Genomic DNA, 20905 nt, shown 5'->3' on the forward strand with positions numbered 1-20905 from the left:
GAAGGCGGGCGACCTGCGGGAAGCGAGCTCAGCGGCGCTGGGTCATGTGGGCGAGGGCCTGGGTGGCGCTGTCGGGGGAGAAGGCGCTGCTGATGCCTTCCGCGGCTCCTTCGGCGGCCTGGACGGAGCGGGGCAGCAGGACGGATTCGTAGGCGCGGATGGCGTAGTCGAGGGTGGGGCCTTCGATGAGGGCGTGGGCGAGGTCGGCGCCGTCGAGCATGGCGAGGTTGGCGCCCATGCCGGAGAAGGGGGACATGAGGTGGGCGGCGTCCCCGAGGAGGGTGACGCCGGGGGTGTGGGTCCAGGTGTGGGGGACGGGCAGGGCGAACAGGGGTCGGTTGGTGTAGCCGGTGTCGGTGTCGGTGATGAAGCCCAGCAGGTCGGGGCTCCAGCCCGTGAACTTCTTGAGGAGGGCCTCGCGGACGGCGGCGGTGTCGGCCGGGGCGAGGCCGGCCTGTCGGTGCCAGTCCTGTGCGGTGCGCATGCCGATGTAGACGCGGATGTGCCCGCCGCTGTTGCGCTGGGAGATGAAGGCCTGATTGTCGTCGAGGGCCATCATGGTGCCGTTGCCGGTGAGCGCGGCGAGGCGGGGGTGGCGGGTGTCGGCGTCGCTCAGGCCGGTCTCGACGAAGGTGACGCCCGTGTAGAGGGGGGTTGCGTCGGACAGGAGACGGCGGACCTTGGACCAGGCGCCGTCGGCTCCGATGACGAGGTCGACGTCGGTGCTGGTGCCGCTGGCGAAGTGCAGGCGGTGGGCGTCGTCGCCGACCGGTTCGGCGCGGGTGAGCCGGTGTCCCCAGCGCACGGTGTCGGGCTTCAGGGGGTCGAGGAGGAGGTCGCGGAGCTGTCCGCGGTCGATCTCGGGGTTGCCTTCGGTGGTGTCGGCCTCGGGCGGGACGGCGTCGAACAGGACGCGGCCGTCGCGGCTGACAAGGCGCATCTGCTGACCTTCGGGGCGGGCCAGGGCGAGGAATTCGCCCCAGAGCCCGGCCGCGTGCAGCGCGTGCTGGCCGGAGTCGGGGTGCATGTCGAGGGTGCCGCCCTGGTCTCGGGCGGTGCGGGAGGCGTCCAGGTCGTAGACGGCTGCGGTGATGCCGTGCCGCTGCAGGATGCGGGCGCAGGTCAGGCCGCCGGGGCCGGCGCCGATGATCGCGATGCGGGGGGTGGGCATGGTTGATCGAACCTTTCGGGCGGAGGGAGGTCGCGGCAGGGGCGGGCGGTGCCGGGGCTGCGCCGGGCTGCCGCCAATCCAGAAGAGCACACCGGATCAATAAGTGCAACGGGTCAACTTTTGAAGTTGGGCAACTGAAGGGTGTACGGTCCTGGTATGAGCGAGACCACGACCGGCATTCCGGCGAAGGCCCCGGAGGGGCGTCGCGAACGCAAGAAGGCGGCCACACGCCGAGCCCTGGCCGAGGCTGCTCTGCGGCTCTTCTTCGAGCGCGGATACGAGCAGGTCGGCATCCGTGAGATCGCGGATGCCGCCGATGTCTCCACCACCACGCTGTTCAAGCACTTCCCGGTCAAAGAGGCCCTCGTCTTCGACGAGGACGCCCAGCAGGAAGCCCGCCTGCTCGCCGCCGTGGGCGACCGGCCCCCGGGCCAGTCGATCCCCGCGGCCCTGCGCGAGCATGCCCTGCGCTTCCGCATCGCAGCCGTGGACAGCGACGCCGACTTCCGCGCGTTCACGGAACTCGTGGACGGCACCCCCGCCCTGCGTGACTACGCCCAGCGCATGTGGCTGCGCCACGAAACGGCCCTCGCGCGCACCATCGCCGAGGAGAGCGGACTTCCGGCCGACGACCCGATCTGCGCCGCTCTGGCCCACTTCGCCCTGGAGGCGCCCCGTGCGGCTCGCGGCTGCGAGGATCCCCGCCAAGCCGTCACGCGTGCCTTCGACCTCCTGGAGAAGGGCTGGGGTGCCGTCGCCACCGGGGGGTGAGAGCCTGATGCCGATCACTCCTCCGGCCCGCACGGGCTCCCGTCTGCGGTCGTGACCTCAGTCTGCGTCCTGAGCCGTACGAGTCGAAGCCTCGGCTCCGCACACGGCTGGGGTGCGCTCGGCCGGCCGGTGGCACTCGCGCGCGCCGGGCCCGGTGTGCTGTCCTGGAAGTGCCTTCCAGGGAGAGCGCCATGCGTACCGTGACCGTGGAGAAGCAGCCGTTGCGTCCCGGGGTGTTGATGCCCGTGAGGGACCTGGCGGTGGGGTGGGGCCTGGTCGTGGTGATCGCCGCGCTGGCCTGGGTGATCACGGTCGCGCAGGCCGAGGACATGGGGATCGAGCCGGGCACGATGGGCATGGCGCTGCCGCTGTTCCTGCTGCTGTGGCTGGCGATGATGGCGGCGATGATGCTCCCCTCGGTGGCTCCGGTAGCCGTGACCTGGGCCCGTGGCATCGCCCGCCAGTCGAGCGGGTGGACCCGCGCACTGCGGACCACCGAGTTCCTCGGCGGCTACCTGCTGGCCTGGACGGCCTTCGGCCTGCTGGCGTACGCCGGGCTGTCGCTCACCGGACGCTGGGTGGACCGGCAGCCGGAGGCCGGGAAGTGGATCGGCGCGGCGGCGTTCGCGCTGGCCGGGCTCTACCAGCTGGGGCCGCTGAAGTACGTGTGCCTGCGGCACTGCCGCAGCCCGATGGCACAGCTGATGCGGTACGCGGGCTTCCGTCCGCCGGTGCGGGACCTGCGGGTGGGACTGCACCACGGCGGGTACTGCGTGGGTTGCTGCTGGGCGCTGATGGTGGTGCTGCTGCCGCTCGGGGTGATGAACGTGGCGGCGATGGCCGGAATCGCGGTGGTGATCTTCGTGGAGAAGCTGTGGCGGCGCGGCCCGGTACTGGCCAGGATCGCCGGTGTGGCGTTCCTGGTGCTGGCGGTGCTCGCGCCGTTCCAGGGCTGGCTGCTGCCGGGGCTGACCCCGAGCGGGATGACCACGATGTGATCAGCGACGTGATCGGACACGCCGCCGTCGCCGGTGCTGCTCGCGCCACACCGCCCGGGGAAGGCCGGTGCTTCACGCCAGGAGTTTGACAGCCGGGCCTGTGAACCGCCCGTGTCACGGTGCGTGCTCTGGACGCAGAGGGTCCGGCGCCTGATTCCTTTCCCTTCCCGTCCAGGGAGCGGCAGGCTGGAAGTGAGGCAGTTTGCGATTGCCGGGGAAGTGAGCGAGATGACTGAACAGACCACTGCTACGGGAACCCGCTGGCACATGGTCGGCGACTGGTTCGATACCTGCAAATGCGCCATCCCGTGCCCGTGCACCTTCGCCCAAGCGCCCACCTACGGTGACTGCGAAGGCGTCCTGGTCTGGCGGATACGCGAGGGCAACTACGGCGACGTCCGTCTCGACGGTCTCAGCGTCGTGATGCTCGGCTCCTTCGTGGGCAACGTGTGGGCCGGTGAGCACACGGAGCCCTACGCCGCCGTCTTCCTCGACGAACGCGCCGACGAGCAGCAGCGGGCCGCGCTGGGAACGATCTTCGGCGGGCAGGCCGGCGGGTGGCCCGCGCAGTTCGGCGAGATGTTCGGGGCCGAGATGCGCGGGATGGAGTTCGCGCCCATCCACGTGAGCATTGACGAGGATCTGGCCACCTGGAGCGCCGAGGTTCCCGGGCGGGTGCGGGCGAGCGCCGAAGCCCTCGCCGGGCCGACCACGCCGGAGGGCGCGCGGGTCCAGGTCCACAACGCGCCGGGTGCCGAGGTCGGCCCCGGCCAGATCGCGACCTGGGGGCGGGCCACCGTCGACCACGTGGACGCCTTCGGGTTCAGCTGGGACTGGGCCGGGCGATCGAGCAAGCATTTCCCGTTCGACTGGAGCGGGCCGTCCTGAACCCCGGGGGGCGAGGCCGGTTCGGCGATGGACGCCGAGCCGACTCTCACGCGGCGTCGGAGGGCGAGGGTCAGGGGCGCGGCTGCGGGAACCGATTCGATCGAACATGAGGCCTTGTCTGAAGGCCCAGCCCGGGGTCCGGCGGGCGACGGCGTCGAACCGGTTCCTTCGGGTAGGATGGCTTCCTGCCACAGGCCACAGGGAGCGGCGTGAACATCGAGGAGATCGCCCGGCGCGCGGGAGTCTCGCGCAGCACCGTTTCGTACACGCTGAGCGGCAAGCGGCAGGTCTCACCCGCCACGCGCAAGCGCATCCAGGACGTGATCGACGAGCTCGGCTACCGCCCGAACGCCTCCGCACGCGCCCTGGCCGAGGGCCGCACCCGGACCGTCGGCCTGGTCATCCCGCCGGCCGGCAAGCGCCTGACCCACATGCAGTTGGACTTCGTCGCCGGCGTCGTCGAGGCCGCGGCCCGAGTCGACCTGGACGTCCTGCTCTCACCGTCCGGTGGCGACCACGACCGGTCCTTCGAGCGTATGGTCTTCGAGAGCCGCGTCGACGGGGTCATCCTCATGGAGATACGTCTTGAGGACGCCCGCATCGACCGCCTGCGCGAGGCCCGCATGCCGTTCGTCGGGATCGGCCGCCCTTCCGATGACGAGCAGATGTGCTGGGTCGACGTCGACTACGCCGGTCTGATCAGCCACTGCGTGCGCCACCTGGCTGACCTCGGCCATCGGCGGATCGCCCTGCTCAACCGCTCGCCCGAGCTCCTCGCCTCCGGCTACGGCCCCGCCCACCGTGCCCGTTCCGGCTTCCTGCAGGCAGCCGAGGAACACCGGCTGCAGGGTATCGAGCTCCCGTGCGGGGACGACGCCCGCTCCGGCCAGGACTGCATCGCCCGGCTCCTGCAGGCGCACCCGGAGGTCACCGGCCTGGTCACCGTCAACGAGGCGGCCATGCCCGGCGTCCAGCGGGCCGTGGCCGAGGCCGGGCTCCGCATCCCCCACGACTTCTCCATCACCGGAGTCGTCGCCACCCACTGGGCGGAGGACTTCCGCCCGGCGCTCACCGCCGCCGACGTCCCTGCCGACGACCTGGCCGCGCGCGCGATGGCTCTGCTCAACGAGCGCATCAACGACCCTGCCACTCCCGCCCGGCACGTCCTGCTCAGCCCGCCCGTCACCCTGCGCCGCAGCACCGCTGCCGCGCCCTCCCGGGCCGCCGGCGACGGGGTCCCCGGAGCCTGAGCGAGCGCGACGGGGCGCCGGCGCCGATCGGGCGTTCCAGCGTCCTGTCACCGGTGGCCCGTTACTGCCGGCGTGGCCGGGTCAGGCCCGGTCAGGCCCGGTCGGTGCGCAGGGTGCTCCCAGCCGTGCCGGGAGCACCCGTGCTCAAGGGCAGGTCAGCGCATGCCCTGGAGGCGCCAGATCTGGTTCTTCTTGGTGCCGAGGGCGCTGCCGGAGTCGCAGGTCCACTGGTGGACCAGGGCTCGTGGCTGGGTGGAGACGCCGGAGACGTCGACGCACCTGCCGCTGTGGACGGCGACGAGCTGGTAGTCCTTGCTGTTGCCGAGCGCGCTGACGGGGCTGAGGGTGAACATCTGGTTGGTGGTGCCGCTGCAGGTCCATTGGATGACGGCGGCGCCGTCGGTGGTGGACGCCCCGGAGACGTCCAGGCACTTGCCGCTGAGCTCGTCGACCACGGTGTAGGTGTCGGCCCGGCCGGCGACCGGCTTGAGGTCGAGCATCTGCTGGTAGCCGCCGTCGCAGTGGTACTGCTGGTACTGGGTGCCGTCGGCGGTGCTGAGGTTGGTGTCGTCCAGGCACTGCCCGCTGTTCTCGCTCACCGCGACCGTGGAGACGGTGGTGTTGGACGGCGGGAGCAGGGTGATGGTGTAGCCGTCCTGGGCGTTGGCGTAGGGGACGGTCAGCGAGGCGGTGTTGCCGCTGACGGTCAGGTTGGTGTCGGACACGGTCGTCGGACCGGTCACGGCGGCGCCGTTGTCGTACGGGATGCGCTGGACGACGGCGCGGACCTGACCGTTCTCCACGACGGAGGTGGTGCCCAGGCCGGTGAGGTTGACGGTGACGTTGCCGGTGTTGCCGTTGCTACCGATCAGTACCTTGGCGTTCCTGGCGCTGTTGTCCTTGGTGGCGAGGCCGTCGGTGCTGGTGCCGGGGGTGAGCTTGACGATGCTGCCGGTCTGGGAGCCGTAGTAGCGGTACGTGAACCACTCGCCGAGCGGCAGGTACTGGCCGGAGCTGTTCTTGGTGAGCAGGTTTGCCTCGTAGTCGTGCAGGTTGGGGCCGCCGCCCCAGTTGGCGCGCATGCCGTCGGCGCCGGCCCGCTCCAGGCGGCTGATGAACCAGCCGCCGCCGCCGGGGTTCTGCTGCTCCAGCCCGGCGTACTCGTTGATCTGGTACGGGCGGGTGTTGGTCAGGCCCGCGGAGGCGAGGGTCGCGTTGGCGTTGCTGACGGACTGGACGGGGTCGTGCGGTATGGCGTGCCAGCTGTAGACGTCGGGGGCGACGTTGCCGGCCTTGACGTGGTTCAGGTAGGTGGTCCACCAGGTGTTGGACGAGTTGGGCGGGTTCGCGGTGCTGGGGCCGACGATGAGCTGCCCGGGGAGGCCGGCCCGCACGGCGGCGTGGAACCGCGACCACATCTGCAGGTACTGGTTCTGCGACCGGCCCCAGAAGCCGCTGAGGTCCGGCTCGTTCCACAGGTCCCACTCCACCGTCATGTTGTTGGCCTTGACGTCGGAGATGAGCTGGTTGACGAAGTTGTCGAACTGCGTCCAGTCGCCGTTGTCACCGGGAAAGCCCTGGTTGGTGGTGCCGTCGGCGCCCCACAGGTCGTGCGGCAGGATGACGAACGTGCCGCCGAGGGCGGCAGTGCGCCGGTACTGGGCGAGTGTGGCGTTCCAGCGGGTCCGGTAGTCGGCGAGGCTGGTGGCGTAGCCGCCACCGTTGAGCTGCGCGCCGCCGGCCCGCATGAGGTGCCACTTGATGTCCTTGAAGAAGTGGTCCGGCGGCAGCGACCCGTCGGGAGTCATCCCGTAGATCATGCCCGAGGCGCGGTAGGTGGGGGCGCCTGCGGCGGTCGCGAAGTCGACGGTGACGCTGGTGTCCGCGGCGTGGGACGGGCCGGCGGGCACCAGGGTCGTGGCCAGGGCGGCCAGGAGGACGGCCACGGACGAGGTCGCCCGGCGTCCGGTGCGGGTTGCGGCTCGGGGAAGTGACCAGCGGGATTTCATGGTGCGACTCCTGTGTGAGCGGGGGTGGTGGCCGGGGGTGGGAACGTCCCCGGGGCTGGGGGGAGGCGGCCGGTCAGCGGCTCTCTCGGTGTGCGTGTGCCTCGGCCAGCACGAGGTAGCTGCTGGCGGTCCAGGTGTAGGCGCGGTCGCGCAGGCCCGTTCCGGTGAGGGCGTCGAAGTTCTCGGCGAAGCCGTGGGTCTCGCACAGGGCGCGGAATCGGGCGCTGATGTCGTCCGCGAGGCGGTGGTGGCCGGCGCGGCGCAGGCCGTCCTCGATCAGGACGGTGGCGGGGGCCCAGATCGGGCCGCGCCAGTACCCGTCGGACAGGTAGTGGGGTGAGGTGGGCAGTTCGGTGGCCAAGCCGTAGGCGGTCAGGTGGGTCTCGATCCGGGCGGCCAGGGCCTTGCCGATGTGCTCGGGGAGGTGCTCGCCCAGTGCCATCGGCATCAGGTCCAGCAGGCTGGCGCTCGTCCAGGTCGCGGCGCTGTCCGCGCCGCGCGCCACGAACCGCTCTCCCTTCCACAGCTCGTCGAGCATCGCGGCCTGGGTCAGGTCGGCGGTACGGGTCCACCGGCGGGCCTCGTCGGGCAGGTCCAGTTCGGCGGCCAGGACGGCCAGTTCGCGGAGCTGGAGGGTGAGGAAGGCGGCCAGGTCGGCGGTGACGACCACGCGCTCGGGGTCGAAGGTGGTGGCGTTGTCCCAGCCGCTGTCGTTGCCGTGCTGGTAGTGCGGCAGGGCGGCGCCCGGTGCGCGGCGGGCGGTGAGCCAGAAGTCCGTCCACCGTGCCAACCTGCGGTAGGCCTCGGCCAGTTCGGTCGGGTTGAGGGGTTCGGACAGCCGGCTGCGCAGATGGGACAGGGTCCAGCCGTGGATGGGCGGTTTGACGAAGTTGTGGAGCACCTCGGAGTGGGTGACGGAATCGGGAAGGGCTCCGCTCTCGTCCTGGTGGTCGAAGGGCAGGGAGAACTGGTCCCAGGCCAGCCGCGGGAGTCCCGTGGCCAGGGCGAGGGCGTTGAAGCAGTGGTCCCAGCTCCAGACCTTGTCCATCCAGTGCTTGGACATCAGTACGGCGGGCCGGGTGACCAGGCCGGCCGGGCGGACGGTCGCCGACCACATGACGTAGGCGGCGAGTTCGGCGGCCGGGGTGTCGGCCGAGCGCCACGGGGCGACCGCGTCGACGAACTCGGCGAACGACTGCCGCGCGGCCGCCACGATGTCGTCGAACGCGGCCGACGAGCGGTAGGGCCGTCGCGCGCTGTCGAGTTCCTCGACCGCCACCTCCCACGATCCGTCGGCCCCGCCGGCGACCGTGAGACCGCGGTCGCCGGCGCCCAGGGCCTGGGCGCCGGACACCGCGGCGACTGTGCCGGACAGCAGGGTGATCCGGTAGCGGCGGCCGGTCTCGTACGAGGTGAAGACGTGGGCCCCGTTCACCGGGTCGCGGTAGAAGTACGTCCCGCTGAACGGGCCCAGGGCCTCGGCCGCCGCGGTGAGGCGCAGGCCCAGCCCCGCGCCGCGCACGCGCACGGTGTCCGGCGACTCGTAGGCGAGGTCGATGCGCGCGTCCGTACGGTGCCAGCCGAGTCGGCTCGGCGTCGCCTCGATACGGGTCTCCGCCCGCTCGCCCGTCGTCGGGTCGAGGGGGACCAGGCGCAGGACGGCGTGCATGCCGTTCTGGTGCGAGACGAGGTGCAGGTCCTCGGCGCGGATCTTCTCCGCCAGCACGGGAGAGACGCCGAACCAGGATCCGTACGTGCTGAAGGGCACCTCGTGGATGGAGAAGGCCGGGCCGGACGGGGCGACGGTCATGGACGCGACACTCATTTCTTCGGTGGGGGGGCGGTCGGCGTTCTGCCGGGGCGTCAGTCCTTGACGGCGCCGGCGGTGACACCGGCGGCGACGTAGCGCTGGGCGAGGACGAGGATGACCGCGGCGGGCAGTGAGGCCACGACGGCGGTGGCCATGATGGCGTTCCACTGCTGGTTGTTGTTGCCGATGTAGTGGTAGATGCCGAGGGTGATCGGCTCGTGGGCGCCGCCGCCCGCGAGGGTGCTGGCGAAGACGAAGTCCGACCAGGACCACAGGAACGCGAACAGCGACACCGTGACGACGGAGTTGCGGCTCATGGGCAGGACGATGGACCAGAAGGTGCGCAGGGGCCCGGCTCCGTCGATCTGCGCGGCCTGGAGCAGTTCGCCGGGGATGCCGGACATGAACGCGGTGAAGATGAGTACGGCGAAGGGGACGGCCAGCGTGGAGTCGGCGATGATCAGCCCGGGGACGGACTGGAGCAGGCCGACGCTGAGGTAGACGGCGTAGAAGCCCATCGCCATGATGATGCCGGGGATCATCTGGGCGGCCAGCAGGACGAAGTTCAGGGCTCCGCCGCCCCGCGGGCGCAGCTTGGCCAGGGCGAATCCGGCGGGCGCGGCCAGCGCCACGGTGAGCAGCACGGTGCCCAGGGCGACGACGAGGCTGGTGCCCAGATACGGCAACTGCTGGTCGAGGACGGCCTGGTAGCCCTCCAGGGTGGCGTGGGCGGGGAACAGGGCCGGCGGACTCTTGCGCATGTCCCGGTCGGGGGTGAAGGACACGTTCAGCATCCAGTAGACCGGGAAGAGCATGACCGCGGTCAGCAGCACGCCGATGGCCGTCTTCCCCCGGCTCCGGCGGCGCCGGTCGAGGACTGCCCGGGCACTCGTCATGACAGCGCCTGCTTCCGCTGGACCCGGAGGTAGATCAGACCGAAGACCAGGGCCGCGACGACGAGCAGGTTGCCGACGGCCGCGCCCGGGCCGAAAGCGGGCAGTAGGTTGCCGAAGCCGAGCTGGTAGGACCAGGTGGCGAAGGTGGCGGACGAGTCCGCCGGACCGCCCTTGGTCATGATCCAGATGATGTCGAAGACCTTCAGCGTGTAGACCAGGCCCAGCAGCAGCGTGATCGCGGACACCGGGCGCAGCAGCGGGAAGGTGATGTGCCGGAACCGCTGCCAGGCGTTCGCGCCGTCGAGGGCCGCCGCCTCGTACAGGCCGGCGGGGATGGACTGCAGACCGCTGTGGAGCAGCACGAGGTTGAACGGGACGCCGATCCAGATGTTCGCGATGATCACCGAGGCCAGCGACCAGTTCGGTGAGGTCAGCCAGTTCACTGGCCCGATGCCGACGGTGTGCAGGGCGGCGTTGACGATGCCCGAATCGCTGTTGAGCATCCACGACCAGGTGGACGCCGACACGATCAGCGGCAGCAGCCAGGGCACCAGGAACAGCGCGCGCAGGGTGGAGGAGAGCCGGAAGTGCTGGTTGAAGAAGACCGCGAGCGCCAGGCCGACGGCGTACTGGAAGGCCAGGCACACGGCGGTGAACACCACCGTGTGCAGCAGGGCCGGAGCGAACGTCGGATCGTCGAAGACCGTCAGGTAGTTCTGCAGGCCCGTGAAGGGCGCGTCGCCCCGGACGAAGGAGCGGACGGTGTAGTGCCGCAGGCTCAGATCGACGTTGCGGTAGAGCGGATAGGCGTAGAAGAGGACGAGGTAGACGGTCACCGGGGCGAGGAACGCCCAGGCGGCCCACTGCTGGGAGGAGGGCCGGCGGCCCGGCCCTTGCGTCGTGTGCTTCATGTGGCCGGAGTCCTGCTCACTTGACGGCAGACTGCGCCGAGTGGAGCGCGTCCTTCGGCGACGCCGATCCGCTGAGCGCGGACTGGACCGCCTTCCACAACTGCTCAGAGATCTTGGGGTACTTGGTGCCCAGGTCGTCACTGGTGCGGCCCTTGGCGGCCTGGACCGCGTCGACCCAGGGCTTGAGCTTGGCGTCGGCCGTCACCTGGGCGCCCTGGACCTCGGTGGTGGGGGCCACGTAGGACAGCGCCGTGTCGGTGACGAGCAGGTTCTGGCCGTCGCTCAGGCAGGCCACCAGCTTCTGCGAGGTGGCGTAGCGGCCGGTGTCGCCCTGCACCGGGACGGTGACGAACTCACCGCCCGTCGGAGCCGCGGCGGCGCCGCCCGAACTGGCCGGGACGGGGATGACCCCGTACTCGAAGCCGGTCTTCTCGGCGTTGGCGAGCTGCCAGGTGCCGTTCTCCGCGAAGGCGTAGTTGCCGCCGGCGAACTCCTGCCAGCTGGTCGTCTGGGTGTTGTTGATCACCGAGTTGGGCGCGTAACCCTTGTCCAGCCAGTTCTTCCAGAGCGACACCGCGGAGACCGCCTGGTCGGAGTCGAGTGCGGTCAGCTCGGCCCCGGATCCCCAGAACCAGGGCAGGAACTGGAAGCTGCCCTCCTCCGTGCCGATCGCGGAGAACGTGACGCCCTTCTTGCCCGCCGCCTTGACCTTCGCCAGCGCCGCGGTCAGCGACGCCCAGTCCTTGACCGAGGAGACGTCCACCCCGGCTTCCCGCAGCACCGCCTTGTTGTAGTACAGGGCGAGGGTGTTCGCGCCGATCGGCGTGCCGTACGTCTTCCCGCCCGCCTGGCCGGCTGCGAGGAGGTTGCGGTTGACCTTCGAGGTGTCCAGCTTGTTGTCGTCGGTCGTGGTCAGCACGCCGGCCTCGGCCAGCGTGGACACCACCGGGTTGTCGACGACGAGGACGTCCGCGGAGTTGTCCTGCTGCGCGGCCAGCAGCACCTTGTTGGTCAGGTCACCGGTGTCGAACGCGGTCCGCTTGATCTTCACGCCGGCCTTGCTGCCGCAGTCGTCCAGCAGCTTCGCCCACGCCGAGTCCTTGTCGAACTGCGGGTACGGGTCCCAGACGGTGTACGTGCCGCTGTCGGCGGACTTGGTGGAGCCGCCGCCCGCGCCGGAGGAACACGCGGTTGCGCCGGCGGTGACGGCGGCGACGGTCAGGACTGCGGCGATGAGCCGGCGTCCGGCAGATCTGTACATGGCAGGTTCCTCGGTGTCTGCGGCACGGGCGTGCCCGGGGATCGGCACGGTTGTGCTCTGGGCGGGGGTGTGCGGGGTGACGGTCAGGAGTTCGTGGGGTCGGCGGCCGTCCGGACGGCCGGCGCGGTACTCGCTCGCAAGGAGATCGGTGGCTCCAGCAGGTGGTGGCGGGCCGGTGCGTCGGGGTGGTCGAGCCGTTCGACGAGCAGCTCCACCGCGAGGCGGCCCATCTGTTCTGCCGGTACGTCAGCCGCGGTGAGCCGCGGGGTCACCGTCTCCGCCCACCGGTTCGCGACGATCCCGGTGACGGAGAAGTCGTGCGGCACCTGGCGGCCCGCCCGGGCCAGCCCGCGGTAGAGGCCGCCGAGCGCGGCCTCGTTCAGCGTGACCAGGGCCGTGATGGCGGGGTCGTCGTGCAGGATCCGCTCCAGGCAGGCCAGGCCGGAGGCGGCGTCGTCCCCGCAGCAGTACGTCCGGACGGTGAGGCCGCGGTCCGCCGCGGCCTTGGTGAACCCGTCCAGGCCGCGGTGGGCCGACTCGTACCCGGCCCGCAGGAGTTGCACGGGCCGGTTGACGAGGGCGACCCTGCGGTGGCCCAGATCGGCGAGGTGGTGCACGCAGGCCGCGGCCAGCGCCGTGTGGTCCAGTCCCACCCACCAGCCGCCCGCCGGGTGGGCGGTGCGGCCGATCGCGACGGCGGGGAAGTCCGCCGCGGTGAGGTGGTCGAGCCGGTCGTCCCGCAGCCGGATCTCCATCAGGATCGCGCCGTCGACCCGGCGCTCACCCATCAGCCGCTGGAAGGAGCGGTCGCGGTCGGCCCCGCTCGGGGAGAGCAGCACGTCGTAGTCGTAGACCGCGGCGGCCTCGGTGACGCTGCCGATGAAGTCCAGTTGCATGCCGGTGTAGTGGTTCCCGGCCGGCGGGAAGACCAGACCGATGGTGTTGGTCCGGCCGTTCGCCAGCGCCCGTGCGGTCGCGTTGGGCTGGTAGCCCAGTTCGTCGATGACCCGCTGGATCTTCTGGCGGGTGTCCTCGGACACGGGGCGTCTCCCGCTCAGGGTGTACGAGACGGTGCTCCGGGAGACACCGGCACGTTTGGCGATCTCACCGATGTTCACGGGACTCCTTTCCGAGGACAGTCGAACCGGTTCGCGTAGAGCGAACGTAGGAGTAACGCTGGTGGGTGTCAACGCCTCGTGCCGAACTTCCCGCAACGACGCGGAAACGTTCACGCGGAGCAGTAACGGCCTAATTGGGACCGTCTGACCGGGCGCGGCCGGAAGATCTGTGCCGGTGGGGCTTCTCGGTTGCCGAACTATCCGAACCGGTTCGACGATCACCGACCGGTCGATGCGCGCACCGCAGAACGTGAGCCCCGGCCGCCGGCGGGACGGCGGCCGGGGTCGGGGCCCGGCGGAGGCGGTGCCGGTCGCGCCGAAGCGCACCGGCCGGTCGGCCGGGAGCACGGCGACATGCAGGGGCAGCAGCTCGTCGGGCAGTGGCAGTGGCTTCGGCAGTGGCAGTGGCTTCGTCAGATCGCCATCGTTCGAGAGGCCACCGACAGGACGTCCTCCCGCAACTAGGCTGCGAAGATGACGATCAAGGCTGTGGTGTTCGATGTCGGCGAGTGCCTGGTGGACGAGACCCGGGAGTACGGCACCTGGGCGGACTGGCTGGGCGTCCCCGGCACACGTTCGTGGCCCAGTTCGGTGCCGTCATCGCGCAGGGTCTCGACTACAGGCAGACCTTCCAGGTGTTCCGGCCGGGCTTCGACCTGTACGAGGAGCGCGAGCGCCGCGCGGCCGCCGGCCGGCCGGAGTGGTTCGGCGAGGAGGACCTCTACCCTGACGTCCGTCCCGCGCTGGCTCAGCTCCGCGCCGACGGCTTGTGGCTGGCGATCGCCGGGAACCAGACGGTCAGGGCCGGCGGCTTGCTACGCGAGCTGTTCACCGCCGACGTCGATCTGATTGGCACGTCGGACGACTGGGGCGCGAGCAAGCCCGACCCGACGTTCTTCGAGCGGGTCGCCGAGGTCGTGCCGGCCGAACCGGGCGAAATCCTGTACGTCGGCGACCGCCTCGACAACGACGTGCTCCCCGCGCGGGCGGCCGGGATGCACACGGCGCTGATCCGGCGCGGGCCGTGGGGCTGGATCCAGCAGCACGACCCGGCCGCCGCGCAGGCTACGGTCCGGATCGACTCGCTGCTGGAGCTGCCCGAGCTGATCGCCAAGCTCAACGCTGCAGTGAACTGAGGGTCGCGCTCCAGGAGTAGAGGCGGTCGTCCACACGCTGGACGGCCGCCGAATCTTCCCACGGGACGAGGGCCCGTCGCGTCTCGCGCACACGCTCCACACCGGTGGCGTACCAGGTGCTGTCGAGCTGGTCGAGCGCCTGCCCCAGTAGGGCGCACGCCTCATCAGGCCGACGGGCCGCAGCCTCGACGGCGGCGAGGTCGGCGAGGATCACCGTCCGCTGCTTGCCGTCAGCTTCCGGGAGGTCGGTCAGCGCCTTCTCCAGGGTGGTGCGCGCCTGCGGGATCAGTCCGGCCGCCAGCTCCGTGTTGCCCTTGAACGCGCGCAAGCGGACCGTGGAGAACCAGGTGAACCAGTCGGGCAACGGCACGTCGCTGCCTGCGGCGAGCACGTCCTCAGCGTGCCGAAGCATCGCGAGAGCTCCACGGTGGTCGCTCCCCGGGCACGGCTGGCCAGTCGTCGCACATCCTGCCTGCCGCGCTACCGCCTCCGAGGAGCCGCAGTGGCCGACCGCACCATCTCATCGCCCGAGCAGCCCGAGGCCGAGTCCGGGAGCGCCGGCTACTGCCGCACCTGCGGCGACTACGGTTTCGGCACGTACGACGGCATTCGGACCGGGCTCACGGACTGGATCGCTGACCACATGGGGTGCCGCCTGGCGGAGAGTGCGGACTCGTCCCGGTCGGCGCGGGATCCCGGTGACATCTGGGCCTGATCTCCCCGGCCGGCGCATGGCGGTGCGCCGGCCGGGGGTGCGGGGCGCCGTGCTCGGAGCCCCGCCGATCCGCTGGCCGGTCGGGAGGACTTCAGGCCCTCTGATGCGGGTGACACCGAGGGGCCGCAGACCGAGGCCCTTCGCCGTCGTCCGGCGGATCCTCGACGAACCGGCAGGGGAGCGGACTACGGAAGAGTGGTCCACTTCTGGTTGTTCTGGCCGTTGCAGGTCCACAGGATGGCCGGGGTCCCGTTGACGGTCCCCGCGTGGTCGGCGTCCAGGCACAGCCCGGCGTGGACGTTGCGAATCGACCCGTCGGTCTGCAGGGTCCACTTCTGGTTGTCCAGACCGCTGCAGGGCCAGATGATGACCCGGGTGCCGTCGGTGGTGCCCTGGCCGGAAGCATCCAGGCACTTGTCGCCGTAGACGCGGATCTCGCCGCCGGCCCACGTGGTCCACAGCTGGTTGGCGGCGGTGTGGCAGTCCCAGATCAGCGTCGTCGTCCCGGCCGTCGTGGAGGCCCGGTCCACGTCCAGGCACCGGCCGGACCCGGTGCCGCGCAGGCGTGCGGTGGTGGAGGCCAGCGGGCTGCCGCCGGTCATCTTGAACACGGCGACACCGTGTGCCGGGACGCTCGCCGATATCTGGCCGGACGTGTTCGACGTGCCGCCGGTCCACAGGTCGGTGAGGGTGAACGGCCCTCCGGTGAGGCCGACCTGCGCGGCCGTGGCGGTGACGGTCGCGGTGCCGCTCCCCCGGTTGAACAGGCCCACGGCGACCGAACCGTCGGACAGGGGCTTGGCGAACACCTCGGTGTCGCCGTCGTCGCGCACCCGGCGGCCGCCCGCGCCGAGCGCGTCCTGGTTCACCGCCAGCAGGCGGGGGTTGCGCAGGATCGCGCTCACGTCGCTGGACATGGTCCGGATGTCGTTGCCCGCGATGAGGGGCGCCGAGAGCAGCGACCAGAGGGCGAAGTGGGAACGGGACTCGGTCAGTGACAGACCGGGGCGGCCGACCACGAGCATGTCGGGGTCGTTCCAGTGGCCACGGCCCGACTGAGCGGCCAGCGGCGCGTCGATGTCGAGGACGTTGCCCACGCCCATCGGGTAGCTGTTGGTGTTGCCGTTCTGCCAGATGTCCAGCAGGTCCTCGGTCGTCCGCCACAGGTCCGCGACCTGACCCCAGTTGTACGAGGAGCCGGTGATGGCGTGCAGGCTGTTGGGGTTGATGCTGTAGACGATGGGACGGCCGGTGGCGCGGAGGCCGTCGCGCATGAGGGTGAACCGTGCGACCTGCTCCTCCAACGTGCCGCTGGAGGAGCACCAGTCGTACTTGAGGTAGTCCACGCCCCACGAGGCGAAGGTGGTGGCGTCCTGGGCCTCGTGGCCCTTGCTGCCGGTGGAGCCGGAGTAGGAACCCACGGCCTGTGCGCACGTGCGCTCGTTGGGCGCCTGGTAGATGCCGAACTTCAGGCCCTTGCTGTGGATGTAGTCCCCGAGCGCCTTCATGCCGCTGGGGAACTTGGTCGGGTTGGACCGGAGGTTGCCCGCGCCGTCACGCTGCGGGTCGAACCAGCAGTCGTCGACGACGACGTACTGGTAGCCGGCGTCCTTCATGCCCGAGGACACCATGGCGTCGGCGGCCTGGCGGACCTGTGACTCGTTGACACCGCACCCGAAGCTGTTCCAGCTGTTCCAGCCCAGCGGCGGGGTGAGTGCAGGGCTGCCCGGTGCGGTCGCGGCGGTCGTGGAGGCCTCGGTGGTCGCGGCGGTCTCGGCGGCTTCGGCGGTCGCGCCGGTGGCTGCGGTGACGCAGGCGGTGAGCATCAGTGCGGTGGCTGAGAGAAGACGCAGCCGTCGTCCGTGGGACCGTAGGGAGAGCATGGAGGGCTCTTTCCTGGAAGGCGCCCGGCCGCAGGTGGGGACCGGCGGCCGGGCGGGGCGGGGGGTGGTCAGGAGGCGGTGCCGGTAACGGTGTTGCCGGACTTGGTCACGTGGTAGGTGAGGGTGGCGCCGGTCCAGAAGCGGAAGGTGAGCGTCACCGGGGCGTCGTCCTTGAGCGACTTGAGGAAGTCGGCCTTGACGGTGGTGGTGTCGGCGCCGTAGTCGGCGCGGTAGTTGTCGAACGACTGGAACGTGGTCCAGGAGGCCGGGCCCGCCGCGGTGCCGTCGGCGTAGGTGGACTCCACGTTGGCCATCAGGTCACCGTTGAACCGGGTCGGGATGGTGAGCCCGTCGGCCGTTCCGGTGGCGTCGGACAGCGCCGGCTTGTCGTACGAGCGCACGAAGAGCTTCCAGGGGACGCCGTCGGAGTACCGGATCTCGATGGTCGAGTTGAGCCCGTGGGCACGGTCGCCGGCGAGCCGGGTGAGGGCGTCCGCCGTCAGCGTGAGCTGGTCGCCGTTGAGGGTGTAGTCGAGGTACGGGATCAGCGGGCGATCGCCCTGCCACAGCCCCGTGAACCAGAGCCCGTTGCGGTTCAGCGTGACGGTCTGCGCCGTGATGGGGCCGGAGGCCGGCAGGAAGACGTTGTCGGTGGAGGCGGTGCCCGAGCGGGTGGTCCAGGAGGACTTGATCAGCGCCTTCATCTCGGGGACCATCCACTGCATGGTGCCGCGGTTCAGGAAGTCGTTGGCGGCGTCCCAGACGGCGGAGGTCATGCCGTTGCGCCGCGCCTCGTAGTTGACGTGCTCGAAGTACTTGAGCATCTCGCCGCGCTCGACCACGCCGGAGTAGGGCGAGGTGAGCAGGCCGTACTCGCCGAGGTAGACGGGGATGCCCTTGGCGACGAAGGTGTCGTGCACCCGGGCGAAGCCCTCGGTCAGGTCCGACTGGGCCTTCGCGTCGTAGGTCGGGCCGTTCGCGATGTTCACGCTGAACGGGTACCAGCTGTAGTAGTGCACGGTGGCGACCAGATTGCGGTCCTTCAGCGAGCTCATCGTGGTGGACAGGTCGTCCAGCCAGTGCTGGGCGTTGTTGGTCTCCTCCGAGGGCAGGACGAGCAGGCGGTCCTTGTTCTGCCCGCCGGAGTTGCGCACGATGCTGTGGAACGAGGTGTTGAGCTCGCGCAGGTACTGGGTCTTCTGCGCGTCGGTCGCGTTGTCGAACTGCGGCTCGTTGATGCTCTCCATGAGCAGCGCGCGCGGCTCGTCCTTGAAGGTGGTGGCGATCTGCTGCCAGGTCGCGTTGAACCGCGTCACGATGTTGTCGTGGTCGGTGGACATGTACTTGATCCACTGCCACGAGTCGTGGTGGACGTTGATCTCGACGTAGAGGCCGGTGGAGAGCGCCATGTCGACCACCTGCTTGACCCGCGTCATGTACGCCGGGTCGATGGTGTACGGGGCGGTGGCGGACTGGTGGGTGTACCAGGTGACGGGGATCCGGACGCTGCGGAAGCCCTGGGCCCGGAGGCCGTCGAACGTCGCCTTGGTGGTGAGCGGGTTGCCCCAGGAGGTCTCGTCGGGGATCGCGTCGAGGGTGTTGCCGAGGTTCCAGCTGGGCTGCATCTGGGCCACGGCGGCCATCGGGTCGCTCGGAACCCTGACCGCCTGTGCCCCGCCCCGGGCCGGGGCCTGGTCGGCCGGTGCGGCGACGGCCGTGCCGCCGGCGACACCGCCCACGGTGACCAGCGCCACCAGGAGGGCGGCTGTCCGGTGGAGACGGCGGCTTCGCGGGCGGGCGGTCTGCTGTGCGTCGTTCACGGGTGTCCCTTTCGTGTGAGACGGGGTGCGGATCTCCGCTGACGGGTGGTCAGGGAAGCGGGAGCGGCTCGTAGTCGAACCGGTCGAAGTGGACGGTGCCGGTCGCGGCGTACATGCCGATGACCCGGCCGGTGAAGCCGCCGGCGACCTCGGTGGACAGGTAGCGTCCGGCGAGGGTGGCGAGCACGGTGAACGTGCCGTCGGTCTCCTCGATGCCGAAGGAGAGGGTGTCCGGCCCGGTCCGCGCGCCACGTGGGGGTTCCGGAGCGATCTCGACGCCGAGCACCACCGCCCCGGCGGGCACCGGCCGGACGGCGACCTCGGTGCGCAGCGGGCCGATCCGGGCGAAGACCTTCACTTCGCCGTCGGTCGCCTCGATCTCGTAGTGGTGATCCTCGTCCAGGCGGACGGCCAGGCCGCCGCTGCCGTCGGCGGGGTCGATCAGGGTGCGGGCCCGGCAGGCGAGGTGCTGCTGTCGCCGGCCGACGAACACCGCGTCGTTGTCGTCCAGCGAGGCGCCGACGGCGCGCAGGGTGAGCCAGCCGGATCGTTCCTTCGTGGTGCACGAGCCCTCCGGGCGCTCGCGCACCGAGACCCACCGGGGGTGCAGTTCGGCCTGGTCGAAGTCGTCCCGGACCGGTACGGCGGGGGTGGGGTGCAGCGGCCAGGCCGGGCCGGGCAGTTCCGAGGTCACCTCGCCGACGACCGGCCAGCCGTCCACCCACTCGACGGGGGCGAGGAAGGTCTCCCGGCCGAGCACGTACCAGCCCGGGGTGCCGCCGCGCGGCCGGACCGCGAGCAGCACCATCCACCAGGAGCCGTCGGGCGCCTGGACGAGGTCGGCGTGCCCGGTGTTCTGGATGGGGCTGGCGACACCCCGGTGGGTCAGGACCGGGTTGGCCGGGCACGGCTCGAACGGGCCGGAGGGCGTCAGGCCGCGGGCGATGGAGACGCCGTGGCCGCGTTCGGTGCCGCCCTCGGCGATCATCAGGTACCAGTAGTCGCCGATCCGGTACAGGTGCGGGGCCTCGGGAGCCATCGCGCCGGGGGTGCCGGACCAGATCCGGTACGGTTCGCCGTCGGTCTTGCCGGTGTAGGGGTCGAGGCGGACCTGGGAGATCCCGGCGACGGTGCACCAGCAGGTGCCGTCCTCGTCCCAGGCGAGGTCCGGGTCGATGCCGGGGACGCCGGGGAGCCGGACCGGATCCGACCAGGGGCCGGCCGGGTCGGTGGCGGTGAAGAGCATGTTGCCGTCGTCGCCGACGTTGGTGACGATCAGCCAGAACCGGCCGTCGTGGTGGCGCAGCGTCGGCGCGAAGATGCCGCGGGAGGAGGGCATGTCGCGCGGCAGGCGCAGCTGGCTGGGCCGGTCCAGGGCGTTGCCGATCTGGGTCCAGTTGACCAGGTCGCGGCTGTGGAAGACCGGGATACCGGGGAAGTACTCGAAGCTTGAGCAGACGAGGTAGTAGTCCTCGCCCACGCGGCAGACGCTGGGGTCGGGGTGGAAGCCGGGGATCACCGGGTTGGGGACGGTGCCGCCCGGCTGGGGCTGGTCTGACACGTGGTCGGGTTCCTTTCGGTGGTTCGCGCGGGTGGTTCGCGCTGGAGGGGTGCCCCGGACCTCGGGGAGTCCGGGGCACCACCGGCTCATCGGTCAGCCGATCGCGCAGGACGCGCCGTTGAACCAGAAGGCGGGGGGACCGGCGTCGCCGGTGGACCAGGTGGCCCTGAAACCCCACTGGTCGCTGCCGCCCTGCGGGACGGCGGCGTTGTGGGACACGTTCCCGGCGGTGCCGGGCCGCGGCGGCCTGCCCGAGTTCCCTCTTCGGACTGGTCACATAGGTGAGCCGGGGTGAGTGCTGCTCGGCCAGCGGGTCGGGGCAGATGGGGACGACCGCGGCGTCCTCCGGGACGGTCCGTCCGCTGGCGCGCAGCAGGCTCAGCAGCGGGCCGATCGCGTCCTCGTTCTGCACGACGAACCCGGTGGTGTCCGGGCGGTCCGCGATGATCCTGGTCGGCCCGCCTCCTTCCAGACCGCCTGGGAGGTGAGCAGCAGCGCGAAGGTGTCCGGGTCGGTCGCGATGTCCCAGGTGCGGATGTCGTGCTGGCGCAGGAACTGGTTGAGCATGCCGGCGCCGCCCGGCATCTGCTGGAAGATCGTGATCGCCGGCACCCACGAGAAGAGGTGCGCCAGGTGGACGACGGACTGGAAGAGGTTGCGGATCCTGTCGCTCCACGGAGTTGAGCAGCAGGGCCAGTGCGATCGAG

17 protein-coding genes and 3 pseudogenes are annotated in these 20905 nt (G+C 70.8%); 6 read left to right on the plus strand and 14 right to left on the minus strand.

From position 1 onward, the window contains the following. Positions 1-28: 28 nt before the first annotated feature. The gene (locus tag AB0J08_RS04325) at positions 29-1171 is read right to left on the minus strand and encodes an NAD(P)/FAD-dependent oxidoreductase (RefSeq protein WP_360626638.1); all 1143 of its coding nucleotides are present in this window, start codon (positions 1169-1171) and stop codon (positions 29-31) included. Positions 1172-1327: 156 nt separating this feature from the next. Here AB0J08_RS04325 and AB0J08_RS04330 point away from each other — a divergent pair, with 156 nt between their 5' ends. The 4 genes from AB0J08_RS04330 to AB0J08_RS04345 all read left to right on the plus strand — a co-directional run bounded on the left by AB0J08_RS04330 (position 1328) and on the right by AB0J08_RS04345 (position 5078). Further along, entirely contained in the window at positions 1328-1942 is a 615-nt protein-coding gene (locus tag AB0J08_RS04330) for a TetR family transcriptional regulator (protein WP_360626641.1), read from the plus strand. A gap of 191 nt (positions 1943-2133) precedes the next feature. After that, positions 2134-2940: a DUF2182 domain-containing protein gene (locus AB0J08_RS04335; RefSeq protein ID WP_360626644.1), complete on the plus strand. Its 807-nt coding sequence runs from the start codon at positions 2134-2136 to the stop codon at positions 2938-2940. Positions 2941-3168: 228 nt separating this feature from the next. Continuing rightward, on the plus strand, positions 3169-3828 hold the full coding sequence (locus AB0J08_RS04340; RefSeq protein WP_360626647.1) for a DUF1326 domain-containing protein: 660 nt from the start codon (positions 3169-3171) through the stop codon (positions 3826-3828). Positions 3829-4037: 209 nt separating this feature from the next. After that, positions 4038-5078 carry a LacI family DNA-binding transcriptional regulator gene (locus tag AB0J08_RS04345; protein WP_360626650.1) on the plus strand — a complete coding sequence of 347 codons (1041 nt, stop codon included), beginning with the start codon at positions 4038-4040 and terminating at the stop codon, positions 5076-5078. Positions 5079-5233: 155 nt separating this feature from the next. Here the strand turns inward: AB0J08_RS04345 and AB0J08_RS04350 are convergent, their stop codons facing one another. The 6 genes from AB0J08_RS04350 to AB0J08_RS04375 form a co-directional block, all read right to left on the minus strand. Continuing rightward, positions 5234-7087, minus strand: coding sequence for an RICIN domain-containing protein (locus AB0J08_RS04350; RefSeq protein ID WP_360626653.1), 1854 nt, complete (start codon positions 7085-7087; stop codon positions 5234-5236). Positions 7088-7160: 73 nt separating this feature from the next. Further along, entirely contained in the window at positions 7161-8897 is a 1737-nt protein-coding gene (locus tag AB0J08_RS04355) for a trehalase family glycosidase (protein WP_360626656.1), read from the minus strand. A gap of 53 nt (positions 8898-8950) precedes the next feature. Next, entirely contained in the window at positions 8951-9793 is an 843-nt protein-coding gene (locus AB0J08_RS04360; RefSeq protein WP_360626659.1) for a carbohydrate ABC transporter permease, read from the minus strand. Further along, positions 9790-10704 carry a sugar ABC transporter permease gene (locus tag AB0J08_RS04365; protein ID WP_360626662.1) on the minus strand — a complete coding sequence of 305 codons (915 nt, stop codon included), beginning with the start codon at positions 10702-10704 and terminating at the stop codon, positions 9790-9792. The genes AB0J08_RS04360 and AB0J08_RS04365 overlap by 4 nt, the downstream gene beginning before the upstream one ends. A gap of 16 nt (positions 10705-10720) precedes the next feature. Continuing rightward, positions 10721-11965: an extracellular solute-binding protein gene (locus tag AB0J08_RS04370; protein ID WP_360626665.1), complete on the minus strand. Its 1245-nt coding sequence runs from the start codon at positions 11963-11965 to the stop codon at positions 10721-10723. An 83-nt stretch (positions 11966-12048) separates the two neighbouring features. Further along, on the minus strand, positions 12049-13083 hold the full coding sequence (locus AB0J08_RS04375; protein WP_360626668.1) for a LacI family DNA-binding transcriptional regulator: 1035 nt from the start codon (positions 13081-13083) through the stop codon (positions 12049-12051). Between the two features lie 474 nt (positions 13084-13557). On the opposite strand from AB0J08_RS04375, the pseudogene AB0J08_RS04380 reads away from it, so the two are divergent. Then, positions 13558-14219: pseudogene (locus tag AB0J08_RS04380) on the plus strand (HAD family hydrolase). Here AB0J08_RS04380 and AB0J08_RS04385 read toward each other — a convergent pair. After that, positions 14200-14631, minus strand: a complete 432-nt coding sequence (locus AB0J08_RS04385; RefSeq protein WP_360626671.1) for a hypothetical protein — start codon at positions 14629-14631, stop codon at positions 14200-14202. The pseudogene AB0J08_RS04380 and the gene AB0J08_RS04385 overlap by 20 nt on opposite strands. A 90-nt stretch (positions 14632-14721) precedes the next feature. Here AB0J08_RS04385 and AB0J08_RS04390 point away from each other — a divergent pair, with 90 nt between their 5' ends. Continuing rightward, positions 14722-14934 carry a hypothetical protein gene (locus AB0J08_RS04390; protein WP_360626674.1) on the plus strand — a complete coding sequence of 71 codons (213 nt, stop codon included), beginning with the start codon at positions 14722-14724 and terminating at the stop codon, positions 14932-14934. A 185-nt stretch (positions 14935-15119) separates the two neighbouring features. Here the strand turns inward: AB0J08_RS04390 and AB0J08_RS04395 are convergent, their stop codons facing one another. The 6 genes and pseudogenes from AB0J08_RS04395 to AB0J08_RS04420 form a co-directional block, all read right to left on the minus strand. Beyond that, positions 15120-16817, minus strand: a complete 1698-nt coding sequence (locus AB0J08_RS04395; protein WP_360626677.1) for a ricin-type beta-trefoil lectin domain protein — start codon at positions 16815-16817, stop codon at positions 15120-15122. Positions 16818-16885: 68 nt separating this feature from the next. Continuing rightward, on the minus strand, positions 16886-18637 hold the full coding sequence (locus tag AB0J08_RS04400; protein WP_360626679.1) for a cellulase family glycosylhydrolase: 1752 nt from the start codon (positions 18635-18637) through the stop codon (positions 16886-16888). 49 nt (positions 18638-18686) lie between these two features. Continuing rightward, positions 18687-20198, minus strand: a complete 1512-nt coding sequence (locus AB0J08_RS04405) for a glycoside hydrolase family 43 protein (protein ID WP_360626683.1) — start codon at positions 20196-20198, stop codon at positions 18687-18689. 93 nt (positions 20199-20291) lie between these two features. Beyond that, positions 20292-20420 (minus strand): annotated as a pseudogene (locus tag AB0J08_RS04410) (hypothetical protein); the annotation flags it as partial. A gap of 19 nt (positions 20421-20439) precedes the next feature. Beyond that, positions 20440-20649 (minus strand): annotated as a pseudogene (locus tag AB0J08_RS04415) (substrate-binding domain-containing protein); the annotation flags it as partial. Continuing rightward, on the minus strand, positions 20577-20810 hold the full coding sequence (locus AB0J08_RS04420) for a hypothetical protein (RefSeq protein WP_360626686.1): 234 nt from the start codon (positions 20808-20810) through the stop codon (positions 20577-20579). The pseudogene AB0J08_RS04415 and the gene AB0J08_RS04420, both read right to left, overlap by 73 nt. Between the last annotated feature and the right edge of the window lie 95 nt (positions 20811-20905).

The sequence above is a fragment of the Kitasatospora sp. NPDC050463 genome (assembly GCF_040655255.1).
GTDB lineage: Bacteria > Actinomycetota > Actinomycetes > Streptomycetales > Streptomycetaceae > Kitasatospora.

Excerpts from the sequence above, each read along its gene's own strand:
- AB0J08_RS04325 (WP_360626638.1), bottom strand. The coding sequence starts at position 1,171 with ATGCCCACCCCCCGCATCGCGATCATCGGCGCCGGCCCCGGCGGCCTG.
- AB0J08_RS04330 (WP_360626641.1), top strand. The coding sequence starts at position 1,328 with ATGAGCGAGACCACGACCGGCATTCCGGCGAAGGCCCCGGAGGGGCGT.
- AB0J08_RS04335 (WP_360626644.1), top strand. The coding sequence starts at position 2,134 with ATGCGTACCGTGACCGTGGAGAAGCAGCCGTTGCGTCCCGGGGTGTTG.
- AB0J08_RS04340 (WP_360626647.1), top strand. The coding sequence starts at position 3,169 with ATGACTGAACAGACCACTGCTACGGGAACCCGCTGGCACATGGTCGGC.
- AB0J08_RS04350 (WP_360626653.1), bottom strand. The coding sequence starts at position 7,087 with ATGAAATCCCGCTGGTCACTTCCCCGAGCCGCAACCCGCACCGGACGC.
- AB0J08_RS04355 (WP_360626656.1), bottom strand. The coding sequence starts at position 8,897 with ATGACCGTCGCCCCGTCCGGCCCGGCCTTCTCCATCCACGAGGTGCCC.
- AB0J08_RS04360 (WP_360626659.1), bottom strand. The coding sequence starts at position 9,793 with ATGACGAGTGCCCGGGCAGTCCTCGACCGGCGCCGCCGGAGCCGGGGG.
- AB0J08_RS04365 (WP_360626662.1), bottom strand. The coding sequence starts at position 10,704 with ATGAAGCACACGACGCAAGGGCCGGGCCGCCGGCCCTCCTCCCAGCAG.
- AB0J08_RS04370 (WP_360626665.1), bottom strand. The coding sequence starts at position 11,965 with ATGTACAGATCTGCCGGACGCCGGCTCATCGCCGCAGTCCTGACCGTC.
- AB0J08_RS04385 (WP_360626671.1), bottom strand. The coding sequence starts at position 14,631 with ATGCTTCGGCACGCTGAGGACGTGCTCGCCGCAGGCAGCGACGTGCCG.
- AB0J08_RS04395 (WP_360626677.1), bottom strand. The coding sequence starts at position 16,817 with ATGCTCTCCCTACGGTCCCACGGACGACGGCTGCGTCTTCTCTCAGCC.